The organism is Micromonospora sp. 15K316, from assembly GCF_004348525.1.
In the GTDB taxonomy this organism is placed as follows: Bacteria; Actinomycetota; Actinomycetes; order Mycobacteriales; family Micromonosporaceae; genus Micromonospora.
The window spans coordinates 1-13,464 of the sequence record NZ_SMKG01000160.1; the positions used below are offsets into that span (position 1 = coordinate 1).

General features: G+C 74.3%; 14 protein-coding genes. 12 read left to right on the plus strand and 2 right to left on the minus strand.

Features of this window, described 5'->3' with window-relative positions; all coding sequences use genetic code 11:
- Positions 1-215: 215 nt before the first annotated feature.
- From E1211_RS23655 to E1211_RS23680, 6 genes are all read left to right on the plus strand, one after another.
- Positions 216-962, plus strand: coding sequence for a helix-turn-helix transcriptional regulator (locus tag E1211_RS23655; protein ID WP_132351208.1), 747 nt, complete (start codon positions 216-218; stop codon positions 960-962).
- Between the two features lie 124 nt (positions 963-1,086).
- Entirely contained in the window at positions 1,087-1,461 is a 375-nt protein-coding gene (locus tag E1211_RS23660; RefSeq protein WP_132351209.1) for a hypothetical protein, read from the plus strand.
- Positions 1,458-2,369, plus strand: coding sequence for an isocitrate lyase/phosphoenolpyruvate mutase family protein (locus E1211_RS23665; RefSeq protein ID WP_132351210.1), 912 nt, complete (start codon positions 1,458-1,460; stop codon positions 2,367-2,369). The genes E1211_RS23660 and E1211_RS23665 overlap by 4 nt, the downstream gene beginning before the upstream one ends.
- A gap of 176 nt (positions 2,370-2,545) precedes the next feature.
- The gene (locus E1211_RS23670; RefSeq protein ID WP_132351211.1) at positions 2,546-3,508 is read left to right on the plus strand and encodes a DUF5715 family protein; all 963 of its coding nucleotides are present in this window, start codon (positions 2,546-2,548) and stop codon (positions 3,506-3,508) included.
- A gap of 399 nt (positions 3,509-3,907) precedes the next feature.
- Positions 3,908-4,384 (plus strand): DUF1203 domain-containing protein, encoded by a 477-nt coding sequence (locus tag E1211_RS23675; protein ID WP_132351212.1) that lies wholly within the window; start codon positions 3,908-3,910, stop codon positions 4,382-4,384.
- Positions 4,385-4,562: 178 nt separating this feature from the next.
- The gene (locus E1211_RS23680; RefSeq protein WP_132351213.1) at positions 4,563-5,495 is read left to right on the plus strand and encodes a PfkB family carbohydrate kinase; all 933 of its coding nucleotides are present in this window, start codon (positions 4,563-4,565) and stop codon (positions 5,493-5,495) included.
- A gap of 44 nt (positions 5,496-5,539) precedes the next feature.
- Here E1211_RS23680 and E1211_RS23685 read toward each other — a convergent pair whose 3' ends face one another.
- Positions 5,540-6,763: an SLC13 family permease gene (locus E1211_RS23685; RefSeq protein WP_243709663.1), complete on the minus strand. Its 1,224-nt coding sequence runs from the start codon at positions 6,761-6,763 to the stop codon at positions 5,540-5,542.
- A 151-nt stretch (positions 6,764-6,914) separates the two neighbouring features.
- Here E1211_RS23685 and E1211_RS23690 point away from each other — a divergent pair, with 151 nt between their 5' ends.
- Positions 6,915-7,910, plus strand: a complete 996-nt coding sequence (locus E1211_RS23690) for a carcinine hydrolase/isopenicillin-N N-acyltransferase family protein (protein WP_132351215.1) — start codon at positions 6,915-6,917, stop codon at positions 7,908-7,910.
- A gap of 107 nt (positions 7,911-8,017) precedes the next feature.
- On the opposite strand, the gene E1211_RS23695 is transcribed toward E1211_RS23690, so the two are convergent.
- A complete protein-coding gene (locus tag E1211_RS23695; protein ID WP_132351216.1) occupies positions 8,018-9,472 on the minus strand; it encodes an LVIVD repeat-containing protein in 1,455 nt (484 codons plus the stop codon).
- A gap of 139 nt (positions 9,473-9,611) precedes the next feature.
- On the opposite strand from E1211_RS23695, the gene E1211_RS23700 reads away from it, so the two are divergent.
- From E1211_RS23700 to E1211_RS23720, 5 genes are all read left to right on the plus strand, one after another.
- A complete protein-coding gene (locus tag E1211_RS23700; protein WP_132351217.1) occupies positions 9,612-10,310 on the plus strand; it encodes a DUF305 domain-containing protein in 699 nt (232 codons plus the stop codon).
- 93 nt (positions 10,311-10,403) lie between these two features.
- Positions 10,404-11,648 carry a sensor histidine kinase gene (locus tag E1211_RS23705; protein WP_132351218.1) on the plus strand — a complete coding sequence of 415 codons (1,245 nt, stop codon included), beginning with the start codon at positions 10,404-10,406 and terminating at the stop codon, positions 11,646-11,648.
- Positions 11,645-12,310 carry a response regulator transcription factor gene (locus E1211_RS23710; protein ID WP_132351219.1) on the plus strand — a complete coding sequence of 222 codons (666 nt, stop codon included), beginning with the start codon at positions 11,645-11,647 and terminating at the stop codon, positions 12,308-12,310. Before E1211_RS23705 ends, E1211_RS23710 begins: the two co-directional genes overlap by 4 nt.
- Before the next feature lie 145 nt (positions 12,311-12,455).
- Positions 12,456-13,265 carry an ABC transporter ATP-binding protein gene (locus tag E1211_RS23715; protein ID WP_132351220.1) on the plus strand — a complete coding sequence of 270 codons (810 nt, stop codon included), beginning with the start codon at positions 12,456-12,458 and terminating at the stop codon, positions 13,263-13,265.
- Positions 13,266-13,270: 5 nt separating this feature from the next.
- Positions 13,271-13,464: hypothetical protein (locus E1211_RS23720; protein ID WP_132351221.1), on the plus strand; the 194-nt coding region annotated here is incomplete at its 3' end.

Below are 13,464 nucleotides of genomic sequence, written 5' to 3' on the forward strand. Positions count from 1 at the left end.
ACGCGTAAGATCGTCGGCAGCGTCAGCTGTGTATAAGAGACAGGCACCAGGGCGAGTACGGCGGCGAGCGCGCCGCCACGACGTGGTTGTCCCATCAGACCTGCCTTGTGCGCAGTGGATGTCGGTGTGAGCCGCCGTCCCTTCCTACCGGGCCTGTGCAACGTTGTAAAGACCGGTCGGCGAAGAGCGAACCGTCCGCGTGCCAGCATGGCCGGATGCAGCCGAACACCGCCCGGGCCCCGGGACTCGCGCAACTCGCCGCGCTGCTGGCCGACACCACCCGGGCCCGGATCTGCCTCGCGTTGCTCGATGGTCGGGCCTGGACGGCGGGGGAACTGGCGCGGGCCGCCGGTGTCGCCCCGTCCACCGCGAGCGACCACCTCAGCCGCCTCGTCGAGGGTGGGCTGCTGGCGCAGGAACGGCAGGGGCGGCACCGCTACCTGCGGCTCGCCGACGCCAGCGTGGCCCAGCTCGTCGAGGAGCTGGCCGGTCGGGTCTCCGCGCCACCGGCCCCGAACCGGTCACTGCGGGCCGCCCGGGCCGGCGCCGCGCTCGCGTACGCCCGGACCTGCTACGACCACCTCGCCGGGCGGCTCGGCGTGGCGGTGCACGACGCGCTGCTGCGGCGGGGGTTGCTGGACCGGTCGGCCGGACTGACCCTCACCCCGGCCGGGACGCACTGGTGTGCCGAGCTGGGGCTGCCCGTCGCGCCGCTGCGCGCCACGCGCCGGCCGATGCTGCGTGACTGTCTGGACTGGACCGAGCGGCGGCCGCACCTCTCCGGTGCCCTCGGCGCGGCGCTCTGCGCCCACCTGCTCGACCTGGGTTGGCTCACCCGGGGCGCGGGGCGGGCCATCCGCCTCACCCCGTCCGGCGCGCCGGCACTCGCCGCCGCGCTCGGCCTGGACCCGGCCGATCTCGCCCCGCCGGCCGACGCCGACACCGGCGGCGGACGCGCCTGACCTGGAGCGCACCTCGTCGACGAGGTCGAGTCGACCATGACGTGTCTCAGCCATCGGGCTGGGTCAGAGCGCGCGCGACGACACTTCGGCGTCGGCCGCAGTGTCCCGGCCCTAACGTCGTCGGGTGACCCTCACCCGGCCCCGCATCGCCCCGATTCCCGGCACCCCGCCCTGCGGCCCACCCACGGTGGAACCACGGACCGGCTGCGTGCTGACCCGGTACGCGGACGTGCGCGCCGCCCTCGCCGCTGCGGCCTGCCGCGTACCGCACGCCCGCCCCGGCAATGCCTCCACGCTGGGCTGGCTCCGTGGCCTGGTGAGCCGCTTCAGCGCGCCGGAGGACCATCCCGCCCGGCGGGCCGCCGGCCTCGCGGCGCCGGCGCCGCTCGACCCGGACGAGCTGCGCGCCGAGGCCGCCCGCCGAACCGCCGACTCCCTGGACCGGTCCGGTGGCCGCTTGGACGTGCCGTCCGCGCTCGTCGAGGTGATCCCACGATGACGACACCAACCACCGCCACCGGTCGGTACGCCGACCGCTGCGCCGCCTTCCGTGCGCTGCATCGGCCCGGCCACCCCCTGCTGCTGCCCAACGCCTGGGACCACGCCTCGGCGGCGATGTTCGCGGCCCGGTCCTACCCGGCCGTCGGCACCACCAGTCTCGGCGTCGCCGCCGCGGCCGGCCTGCCGGACGGTGCGGGGGCGACCCGGGTCGAGACGGTCCGGCTGGCGCGGCGACTGCGTCGGCTCCCGGTGCTGCTCACCGTCGACGTGGAGGCGGGCTTCAGCGACGACCCGGCGGACGTCGCCGCGCTCGCCGTCGAGCTGGCCGGGCTCGGCGTGGTCGGCGTCAACCTGGAGGACGGCCGCCCCGACGGTTCGGTCGCCGCACCCGAGACGACCGCGGGCAAGGTGGCGGCGGTCAAGGCCGCGGTGCCGGACCTGTTCGTCAACGCCCGCACCGACGTGTGGTGGCTGGGCGTACCCGATCCGCTCGACGCCGCCGTGGAGCGGGTCCGGGCGTACCGTGCGGCCGGCGCCGACGGGATCTTCGCGCCCGGCACCCCGGACGCGGACACGATCCGTGTCCTCGTCGCCGAGGTCGACGCCCCGCTGAACGTGCTGTACCGCCCGGGTTTCCTGGGTGTCGACGAGTTGGCCGGGCTCGGGGTGTCGCGGGTGAGCACCGGCTCGCTGCCGTTCCGGGCCGCGCTCGGTGCCGCGCTGGCCGGCGTCGACGCCCTCACGCGGGCACGGACGGGCCTCGCCGACGATCGCGCCCCGGCCGACCCCGTCGCGTCGCCCGGGCCGCCCTCGTACGGCGAGGTGCAGGCGCTGACGGCCGGGTGGGTGCCGGAATCCTGGGCCGCCTTCCGGCCGACGGCGGCGGCCCCGGGTCGCGGCGATTGACCGGTTCGTGCCTCGTCCGGTCGGCCTGCAACGTCCCGGCCGAGCGTGCTCGCTTTCCCGAACCGTCGCCGTTCGCGGGGTGATAGGAGGAATGGTCGGCCTCCTCCCGATCCGACTGGTTACCGTGTCTGTGCAGGGCGAACGACCCAGTGTCGGGACCGCGGAGAGGACCGATCATGCGAGTGCCCAGCCGAAGCCCCGGGGGGCGTCCCGGTCCGACCGTCGCCTCCACCGCCCCGACCCGCCGCCTGCCCGCCTCACCGGGCCGGCCGCCGGCCACCGAACCCGATCTCGCCGCCTACCGGGAGGCGGTCGCCGACCTGCTGGTGGAGGTCGGGGCGCTCGCCGACGCGCCGAGCACCGCCGCCCGGCAGGTACTCATCGACGAGCGGCTGCGCGAGCCGGCCCTCGCCGCCGTCCTCGACGCCACCCCGCAGGGATTCCTGGGGGCCCGGGAGACGCTGCTGCTGGAGATGGCCCGCTACCAACCGAACGCGCGCAGCTCCGCCCGGGACCTGACCGCGCTGGTGCGGATCTACCTGCTCTCCCGCATCGAGGCCATGTGGTGGCGGGGCGTCCCGGCCTTCGTCACCGACGACCAGGTCCAGGGCAGCACCGACCTGGTCGACCTGGAGTGGCTGCGCCGCCGTGACCTGCTCCGCTTCCGCTACCGCGAACAACCCGCGACAGTGGTGGGCCGGGGGTGGCACGCGATGCGGCGCCGGATGCGCCCCGACGCGAGCCCGCGCACCGCCGGCCTGCTCGCCCGGCGCGCCCGGCGGGAGGTCGTGGCACTGCTCAACGATCTCGGCCGGGAGTTCGCGGCGGCCACCCCGCCCGGCACCCCACCGCTCTGGGTCACCTCGCTCACCCGCAGCGTCGAGCACCAGCACCGGCTGCGTCGCCTCGGGTACGCCGCCATGCTGCCCAGCGGGCACTGCGTCGGGTACGCCATGGACATCGAGATGACCTGGTACGCCCGCTACGGCGTCCAGGACACACTGGCGGCCCTCCTGCTCGGTCGGCAGCAGGCCGGCGAGATCAACGTCATCGACGAGGGGCAGGCCTGGCACGTGTGTCTCGCCCCGGCGACCGGGAGGCGGCTGCGCCGGGCGTACGAAGCCGAGATGGGTCTCTGAGCCGATGTGCGGCATCGCCCTGAGCGTCGGCCCGGACGCCGCCCCGACGGTCTTCCGCCGGACCCTCGCCGTGCTCGCTCGCGCGGCGAGGTCCGCTACGAGTCCGGTAGGCCCGCACCGTACCCGAGGCGGTGACGGTTTCCCGTTCGCCGGCTGAGCAGGTCCGGAGTTGCCACCGCCGGGCGGTTGACTCGGAAGCCCGAGACGGACGGCGGCGTGGCGGTCGTCGTGCACGCCGGGATCACGGTCACGGCGGAGCCGTCCGCAGCGCGGGACTTCAGCTCCCCGTATGCCGGGCCTGACCCGTGGCCGGCCTCGCGCTGCCCGCCGTCGCGGCGCCGGCAGCGTGAGGTCCGATCGCCGCCAGCGCCCGTGCCTGACGCGGACCAGGCTGGGCACATGACCAACCCGATCGGCTTCGTCGTCCACCCGATCCCCGCCGACCTGCTCGACACCGTGCGCCGTACCGGCCGTGACGCCGCCGACCGGCCGGTCGAGGTCGCCACGGCCGCCGGCGGGGAACCGCTGCGCTGCTGCCTGCGGGACGCCGCGCCGGGGGAGGAGCTGCTGCTCTTCGGGTACGCGCCGCCGGTCGCCGCCGGCCCCTACCGGGAGATCGGCCCGGTCTTCGCGCACGCCGCCCCCTGCTCCGGGCCGGAGTCGACAGACGCCTACCCGGCGGCCTGGCGGGGGCAGCAGCAGGTCCTGCGGGCGTACGACCGGCGGGGCCGTATCCACGGCGGCCGCCGGCACGACGGCGGTGACCCGGAGTCGGTGATCGCCGAGCTGCTCGCCGACCCGGCGGTACGTCAGCTGCACAGCCGCAACGTGGTGCACGGCTGCTACATGTTCGCCGTCGAGCGCGCCGGGGAGTGACAGACGTCGGCTGAGTCTCGGCGGACGTGGCGGTGGCGCTCGGCTGGACTCCACGAGCTTGATACCGCAGAGACATATCTATGCCTCTGCGGTATCAAGCTCGTGCTGATAATCGGTCCGGTGGTCCGGTGCGCTCCGCACGGGCTTGCGCGGCGTGGGCCCGGGGTACCTGTCCGGCATGGCGGATCTGGACGTGCTCGTGGTCGGGCAGATCGCCCGGGACCTCGTGCTCCTGGTGGACGAGGTGCCGGAGGCCGGCGGCAGCGCGCCGGTGCGGGAACGGCGCGAACTGCTCGGTGGCAAGGGGGCCAACCAGGCCGTCGCCGCGACCCAGCTCGGCGCCCGCGCGGGTCTGCTCGGCGTCGTGGGCGACGACGAGGTCGGCGAACGGTTGCTGGCCGGGGCCCGGGCCGACGGGATCGACGTGGAGACGGTGGTGCGCCGACCGGGCACCCGGACGGGGTTGATCGTCGACCTGCTCGACGCCGACGGTCGCTGGCGCTACCTCGAGGACCTGCCGGAGGCCACCCTGCTCACCCCGGCCGACGTGGCGGGCGCGGCGGGCGCACTGCGCGCCGCCCGCGCAGTGCTCGTCCAGCTCCAGCAACCGGGGGCGGCCGCGCTGGCCGCGGTCCGGACGGCCCGGTCGGCGGACCGGCTCGTGGTGCTCGACGGCGCGCCGTCCGACCCCGACGACGCCGACGAGCTGCTGGCCGGCGCCGACGTGTGGCGCGCCGACGCGCGGGAGGTGGCGCTGCTCACCGGGGACGCCCCGCGTGACGCGGCGGCCGGCCTGGCCGCCGGGCGGGCGTTGCGGCGTCGTGGCCCCGCCCTGGTCGCGGTCGAGGTCCCCGGCGAGGGCAACGCCTTCGTCTGGCCGGACGACGAGGTGTTCGTGCCGTTGAGCGTCACGCCCACGGTCGACGACACCGGCGCGGGCGACGCGTTCGTGGCCGCGCTCGCCGTCGGCCTGCTCGACGGCGAGCCGGCGGAGCGGGCGGCCCGGTACGCGGTGGCCGCGGCCGGCGCGACGGTCGGCCACCCCGGTGGCCGACCAGCGCTCACCCGGGCCGCCGTCGCCGAGCAGCTCGCCCGGATCCCGGCACGCTGAACGGCCCGCACCCGGGCCGCTGCCGGGCCGGTCGGGCCGGTCGGTCAGGTCAGCAGCAGCGCGCCGACGGCCGCGGCCGTGCCGGTCACGGCGAGCAGGGCGCCGGTGAGCAGGAAGCGGGGCAGCGGCACCGACACCCCGTGCGAGCGGCACCGCTCGAACCAGAGCAGGGTCGCCACCGAGGCCCACGGCACGGCGAGCGGCCCGGCGTTCGTACCGATCAGCAGGGCCAGCAGGCGTGTCGGGGAGTCGTGGGACAACACGGGCTCCCCCGCCAGGTACGCCGGTAGGTTGTTCACCCCGTTCGCCAGCAGGGCCCCGGTGCCACCGGCCCGCAGCAGGGCGGCCGGGCCGTCGCCCGGCCCGAGCAGGACGCCGACCAGCGAGTCCAGACCCCACCGGCCGAGGGTCTGCACCACCAGGAACAGGCCGGTGACCAGGAGCAGCAGCCGCCAGGGGAAGAGCCGGGCGTGCAGCCGGCGTGGGGCGCGCAGCGCGAAGCCGGCCAGCACCACGACGGCGGCGACCGTCGACACGATCGCGAGCTCCACCTCGGCCAGCACGCCGACCACGAAGAGGACGCAGGCGGCGAGGGCCGTCCGGAACAGCACCGGATCGGCGGGTGGCCGGCGGGGCGGTGGAGCGAAGCGGCCCCCCGACGGCCGGTCCCGGCGCCACCAGGCGAACCAGAGCAGGAGCGCGGTGACCGCGACGGCGGCGAGCTGCGGCAGCCACATCCGACCGGCGAAACCGAGCGGGTCCAGCCCCAGCCGGTCGGCGGCGAGCAGGTTTGTCAGGTTCGACACCGGTAGCAGGAGGCTGGCCGTGTTGGCGAGCCAGACGGTGGTCACCGTCAGGGCGGTCGGTGCGACCCGCAGGTTTCGCGCCAGGGCGAGCATCACGGGGGTGAGCAGCACCGCCGTGGTGTCCAGGTTCAGGGTGATCGTGGTCACCGTGGCGAAGGCCACGCAGAGCAGGAAGAGCAGCGACCAGCGCCCGCGGGCCGCGATCGCGAGCCGGGTGCCGAGCATGTCGAAGACCCCGGCGACCGCGGTCAGCTCGGCCAGCACCACCACCGTGCCGAGGAAGACCAGCAGCGGCGCGATCCGGTGCAGCGTTGCCGCGGTCTCCGCGTGCGGCAGCAGACCGCTCGCCGCGCAGCCCACACCGGCCAGCGCGAGCAGGGCCGCCACCGCGTCCAAGGGGTGGGGGCGCCACCGCCGGCCGGTGCCGGTGCCGGTGGGCGGTGCACTGGCGGTGAGGGTCACGGCGGGCAATATTCGCACATCAGGCGGGGTGCTGCCCGTCACCGGGGCTCCGCTGCCGTTCCGGCCGGACGCCGCCTGGCTGGTGGGTCGGGGCGTCCGGGCGGTCCGGCCCATGGACAAGGGTGCACCCGACGCATAGCGTCCTGTGGATATGCGGAGGACCCTACCGGCCGCCACCCTGGCCCTGCTGCTCGTGCTTCCCGCCTGCTCGGCGTCGTCGCAGACCTCGACGCCCGATCCCACCCCCACCGGCACGCCGACCGCGTCGCGGCAGGACGCGGGCCAGGTCGAACAGACCCTGGCCAGCCTGCGCCGGGTCGACGACCTGCCGCTGTACGAGATGACCTACGTCGGGGCGTACGACGCCACGGTCGGCACCGACGCCGCGCCGGCCAGCCCGTTCGGCTGCTCGCTCTTCGTGGCGGCCGGCGACCGGAGCCGGCCGCTCTTCGCCCGCAACTTCGACTGGGACCCGAACCCGGCGATGGTGCTGCGCACCGACCCACCGCAGGGGTACGCCTCGATCTCGCTGGTGGACCTCTCCTACCTGGGGGTCGGCGGCGAGCTGAGCGGCGACCGGCGGCTGTTGAACGCGCCCCTGCTGCCGTTCGACGGGATGAACGAGCGTGGCCTGGCCGTGGGGCTGGCGGCCGACGACGCGGCGCGGGCCGACCCCGTACCGGGCCGGCCGACCGTCGGCTCGGTGCGCATCCTGCGCCTGGTGCTCGACCGGGCGGCCACCGTCGACGAGGCGGTCGCCGTCTTCACCGCGCACAACCTCGACTTCTCCGGTGGGCCGGCGCTGCACTACCTGGTGGGCGACGCGACAGGCGCGTCCGCGGTGATCGAGTTCGTGGACGGCCAGATGCGGGTCGAGCGGGGCCGGGGCGACTGGCAGGCGTTGACGAACGTGCCGGTCGTCGGGGTTCCCGAGGAGAAGCGCCGCGCCGACCGCCGCTACGACCTGATTGCCCGGGCGATGAGCGAATCCGGCGGCGTGGCGGACGCGGCGGCGGCGTTCCGGGTGCTGACCGCCGTCCGGCAGGCACACACCCGCTGGTCGGTGACGTACGGCCTGCGCAGCGGCGAGGTGCGGCTGGTCACGGCGGGCGGGGCCGAGCGGCGGTACCAGCTGACGACGGGCTGAACGGCGGCTCCGTCGGCTCGGCGTACGCGCGCCACACGTGTGAGGGCCCGGCCCCCGTTTCCGGGGACCGGGCCCTCACCTACCGGTCGGCGGGTGCCTCGCGGCGCCTACCAGCCACCCAGGTAGCTGGGCTGGCTCTGCACGTTGAGCTCCTTGTACCGGACCAGCTCGGCCGGCCAGGTGCGCCAGTCGCTGAGCTTCAGCACGTCGAAGCCCTTGAAGAGGTCGTTCGAGTAGATGTGGCCGTTGTAGTAGTACGCGGACCAGCTACCGCCGCCGATCATCTGCTCGTTCGAGATCGGGCCACGCTCCCAGAAGGCGATCTCCTTGGGCTGGGACGAGTTGGTGAAGTCCCAGACCGAGATGCCGCCCTGGTACCACGCCTGGACCATGATGTCCTTGCCGGGCACCGGGATCAGCGAGCCGTTGTGCGCCACGCAGTTCTCGGTGTCCGCGTTGGTCCGCGGGATCTTGAAGTAGCTGCGGAAGATCATCTTGCGGTGGTCGCCACGACCGGTGATGTCGTAGATGGCGTCCGCGCCCCGGTTCGGGCCGACCTCCTCGTTGCAGGTCGCCGCGCCGCCGCCACCCAGCTCGTCGGTGAAGACGACCTTGGTGCCGGAGTTGTTGAACGTGGCCGAGTGCCAGAAGGCGAAGTTGGTGGTGTCGCGCACCCGGTTGATCACCCGCGGGGCCTCCCGGTTGCGGATGTCCATCAGGATGCCGTCACCCATGCACGCCCCGGCGGCCAGGTCCTTCGACGGGTAGGCGGTGATGTCGTGGCAACCGGTGGTCGCCGAGCCGGTCTCGCTGCCCTCGAAGCCGCCGTCCGGGAAGAGGTTCGGCGTGGCGACCACGGCCGCCTGGGTCGGCTTCTTCACCGGCACCTTGATGATCGAGATCGAGTCGTGCGGCGGCTGGCAGTCCGGGAAGGTGGCCCGGGGGCTGTACGAGGAGACGTACAGGTAGACGGACTTCTTGTCCTTGCCCGGCACCAGGGTGTGGGTGTGCGAGCCGCAGGCCGTCTCCACCGACTTGATGTAGCGGGGGTTGGCCTTGTTCTTGATGTCGAAGATCTTGATGCCCTCCCACGACTCCTTCACGTCGGCACCCTGCGCCTCGCTGTTGCAGGAGTCGTCGCTGCGGGACGAGTCGGTGGAGAGGAAGAGCAGGTCACCGTAGACGGAGACGTCGTTCTGCGACCCCGGGCAGAGCACCCGCGAGACGACCTGCGGCGAACTCGGCCGGGAGATGTCGTAGACGACGAACCCGTTGTAGTTGCCGGCGAAGGCGTACTTGCCCTGGAAGGCGAGGTCGCTGTTCGTGCCGTCGAGCGGGGCGACCTTGGGCAGGTTGGTGACGAGTCGCAGGTTGGGGCTGCTGACGATCTCGTCGACGCCGGGGATGGTGTTGGTGGCCGCCGCCGGCGCCGCCTCGGCCGCCTGCGGTGCGACCTGCGCGCTGCTCGGCGGGGCGACGAGGACGCTGGCGGTGAGGAGGCCGGCCGCGGCGATGCTCACGATCTGCAGCTGTCGTAAGCGTGGCCTGGGGATTCTGATCATCGGCGATGACCCTTCACACGGGAGTGATGATTGTGGACACCTTACATTCGTGCGAAGGACATCGATGTGATGCGGGTCACATCGATGTTCGTTCCTGAGTGGATAGCATCGCGGTGACCTCGATCTCAGGGAGTGGCTCATGACCGGTCGGCGTGCCCGTGTCCTGGCGGGCGTCACATTGGCGCTCGCCCTGCCGCTGGTGGCCATCGTCTTCGCCGTCGCCCGGGACGACTCGGGGTCCGCGCCCACGCGACCGGCCGCCGCGCCCGGCAGCGCGACGCCGGGCAGCCCCGCGCCGACCGACGTGACCGTCATCGTGCCCGGCCGGCCGGGGGAGTCGGCCGCCACCCGGGCCGCCGGCGAGGTCCGGGGCGTCGGCTCGACGCCGCACAACGAGATGGACGTCTGGTTCGTCCGGATGATGATCCCGCACCACGCGCAGGCGCTGGAGATGGCCCGGCTCGCGCCCGAGCGGGCCGCCGACCCGGCCGTGCGGGCGATCGCCGACCGGATCCGGGCCAGCCAGGACCCGGAGATCGGGTTGATGCGCGCCTGGCTGCAGAACCGTGGCCTCGCCGCCGACGTCGCCGGGCACGACCACGGCACCATGCGCGGCATGCAGACGCCGGAGGCGATGCGGCAACTGGCCGCCGCCCGAGGCGCCGACTTCGACCGACTCTTCGTGAAGATGATGACCGAGCACCACGAGGGCGCCATCGAGATGGCCACCAACCTGCTCACCGTCGGAGCCGACCAGCAGCTGAACGAGTTCGCGAACTCCGTCGCCACCGAACAGACCGTGGAGATCGGCCGGATGCGCGAGGTCCTCGCCGGCTGACCCGTGGTCGACGGGGTGACCCCGGCCGGGTCCGCGGCCGCGAGCAGGCCGGCCCGGGACGGCCGTCGATGAGCGCCGCTGCGCGTACGCTGGGTGACCGTGAACCGCACGATCCTCGGCCGCCCGCTGCGCAGCATCGCCTTCGACGTCCTCGTCGCTGGCCTGGTGGTGTTGATCGGAGTCGTGGCGGCGGCGTCCCAGCCCGGCGGCTGGCTGGCGGCCGTGGTCGGCACGGGGATGGCTGTCGCACTGCTGTTCCGCCGCTCGCACCCCTCGGCCGTGGCCGTGGTCGTCGGGGCGCTCGGCGTGGTCCAGCTGATCGCCGATTGGGGGCCGCTCCCGTTCGATTTCGCGGTGCTCGTCGCCCTCTACAGCGTCGTCAAGTACGCCGACCGGCTCCGGGACGCGGTGCTCGCCGGACTCGCCGCCGCGACCGGGGCGGTCCTCGCGTCGCTCCAGGTGCGCGGCGGTGGGCCCTGGTGGGCCGCTGCCGTCTACTTCACGCTGGTCACCGCGGCGACCTGGCTGGTCGGGCTGAACGTGCGCACCCGCCGGCTCTACGTGATCAGCCTCGAGGAGCGGGCCGCGACACTGGAGCGGGAACGGGAGGCCGAGGCCCGCGCGGCGGTCGCCGGCGAGCGCACCCGGATCGCCCGGGAGCTGCACGACGTGGTGGCGCACAGCATGGCCGTCATGATCGTGCAGGCCGACGGCGCGCGGTTCATGCTCGACCGGGACCCGGAGACCGCCCGCCAGGCGGTGAAGGTGGTCGCCGACACCGGGCGGCAGGCGCTGGAGGAGATGCGGCGGCTGGTCGGCGTGCTGCGGGAGGCCGGCCCGCCGGAGACGACTCCCGCGCTCGCCGGGCGGACCGGCCCGGACGACGAGGCGGTCGCCGGCGATCCGGAACGCCGCCGGCTCGCCCTCACCGAACTGCCCCCGCTGCTCGACCGGTTCCGCGCCGCCGGTCTGCGGGTTCGCGACACCGTCACCGGCGAGCCGGCGGCGCTGCCGCCCGGGCTGGAGCTCACCGTCTACCGGGTCGTCCAGGAGGCGTTGACCAACGCGCTCAAACACGCCGGGGTCGGGGCCGAGGTGGAGCTGACCCTCGAGTACGGCCCGGACGTCGTGGTCGTCCGGGTGGTCGACGACGGGCAGGGCCGGCCGGTGGTCAACCCGACGCCGTCCGGCGGTCACGGGCTGATCGGCATGCGGGAGCGGGTCGGGGTGTACGACGGCACCCTCACCGCCGGCGCCCGGCTGGCCGGGGGCTGGCGGGTCGAGGTGCTCCTGCCACTACCGTCGAGCGCCGGGACGACGGAGGTGATCGCGGTATGACGATTCGGGTGGTGATCGTCGACGACCAGGCGTTGGTGCGCGCCGGGTTCCGGATGGTGCTCGACTCGCAGCCCGACCTGGAGGTGGTCGGTGAGGCCATCGACGGCGCGGACGCGCTGCGGGTGCTCGACCGAATCGAGGCCGACGTCGTGGTGATGGACATCCGGATGCCGACCATGGACGGCGTCGAGGCGACCCGTCGGCTCTGCGCCGGGCGGCCTCCGGGCCCACCCCGGGTTCTCGTACTGACCACCTTCGACGCCGAGGCGGACGCCTTCGCCGCGCTGCGGGCGGGCGCGAGCGGCTTCCTGCTCAAGAACGTGCCCCCGGAGGAGCTGCTCGCGGCGATCCGGGTGGTCGCCCAGGGCGACTCGGTGGTCGCGCCGTCGATCACCCGGCGGCTGCTCGACCGGTTCGCCGACCAGCTCGGTCCCGGCCCGACCGGGGATCCCCGCATGACCCAGCTCACCGAGCGGGAACGGGAGATCCTGCTGCTGGTCGCGCAGGGGCTGTCCAATGCGGAGATCGCCACCCGGGTGCACGTCGCGGAGGCGACGGTGAAGACCCACGTCGGGCGGATCCTCGCCATGCTCCAGCTCCGCGACCGGGTGCAGGCGGTGGTGTTCGCGTACGAGAGCGGGCTGGTCGTACCGGGCGGCTGACCCCGTACGACCTGGGTCGTACGGGCTGCCCCCGTCAGGGGCGACCCGAGGCGTACCGACGTCGAGCGCGCAGGTGGAGCCGGTCCGGCCGGCCGATCCATAGCGTCGGAGAGGTCAGAACGTCCCTCTCCACCGGGAGTAACAGTTGCGCGTCTCGTCTCCCGCCCCCGCCGTCGGCGACCAGCAGCCGGGCTCCGGCGCCGCCGCGGTCAGCGCCCGCGGCCTGAGCAAGCGCTACGGCGGCGGCCCGTCCGCCGTCGTCGCTCTCGACGGGGTCGACCTGGACTTCGCCGCCGGCCGGTTCACCGCCATCATGGGCCCCTCGGGCTCCGGCAAGTCCACCCTGCTGCACTGCCTGGCCGGGCTGGACCGGCCCAGCGGCGGCTCGGTACGCATCGGCGACGTCGACCTCGACCGCCTCGACAACCGGCAGCTCACCCTGCTGCGCCGCGACCGGGTCGGCTTCGTCTTCCAGAAGTTCAACCTGCTGCCCGCGCTGACCGCCGAGGAGAACATCGTCCTGCCGCTGGCCATCGCCGGCCGCCACCCCGAGCCGGGCTGGCTACGCCAGGTGGTCGCCGCCGTGGGGCTCGCCGACCGCCTGCGGCACCGGCCCGCGGAGCTCTCCGGCGGCCAGCAGCAGCGCGTCGCGATCGCCCGCGCCCTGATCACCCGCCCGTGGGTGATCTTCGCCGACGAGCCGACCGGTAACCTCGACTCCCGCGCCGGGGCCGACGTGCTGCGCCTGCTCCGGGAGGCCGTCGACACCCTCGGCCAGAGCGTGATCATGGTGACGCACGATCCGGTGGCCGCCGCGCGCGCCGACCGGGTGGTCCTGCTCGCCGACGGCCGGCTGGTCCGCGACCTGGCGGCCCCCACCGCCGACCAGGTGCTCGACGCGCTCGCCGGTCTCGACCCGGCCGGCGCCGTCCGGGCCCGTGCGGTGGGGCGGTGACCGGGATGGTGGGGCTGACCCTGCGTTCGCTGCGCGCCGAGGCGCTGCGGAGGCTGCTCTCCACGCTGGCCGTCGTGCTCGGTGTCGCGTTCATCGCCGGCACGCTGATCCTGAACGACGCCATGAGTGCCGGCGCGTACGAGCGGGCCGGGACCTTCGACCGGCATACCGATGCCGGCGTCTACCCGGAGAAGGAGAC

Coding starts and splice junctions, on each gene's coding strand:
- E1211_RS23655 (WP_132351208.1), top strand. CDS start 216: ATGCAGCCGAACACCGCCCGGGCCCCGGGACTCGCGCAACTCGCCGCG.
- E1211_RS23665 (WP_132351210.1), top strand. CDS start 1,458: ATGACGACACCAACCACCGCCACCGGTCGGTACGCCGACCGCTGCGCC.
- E1211_RS23670 (WP_132351211.1), top strand. CDS start 2,546: ATGCGAGTGCCCAGCCGAAGCCCCGGGGGGCGTCCCGGTCCGACCGTC.
- E1211_RS23675 (WP_132351212.1), top strand. CDS start 3,908: ATGACCAACCCGATCGGCTTCGTCGTCCACCCGATCCCCGCCGACCTG.
- E1211_RS23680 (WP_132351213.1), top strand. CDS start 4,563: ATGGCGGATCTGGACGTGCTCGTGGTCGGGCAGATCGCCCGGGACCTC.
- E1211_RS23690 (WP_132351215.1), top strand. CDS start 6,915: ATGCGGAGGACCCTACCGGCCGCCACCCTGGCCCTGCTGCTCGTGCTT.
- E1211_RS23695 (WP_132351216.1), bottom strand. CDS start 9,472: ATGATCAGAATCCCCAGGCCACGCTTACGACAGCTGCAGATCGTGAGC.
- E1211_RS23700 (WP_132351217.1), top strand. CDS start 9,612: ATGACCGGTCGGCGTGCCCGTGTCCTGGCGGGCGTCACATTGGCGCTC.
- E1211_RS23710 (WP_132351219.1), top strand. CDS start 11,645: ATGACGATTCGGGTGGTGATCGTCGACGACCAGGCGTTGGTGCGCGCC.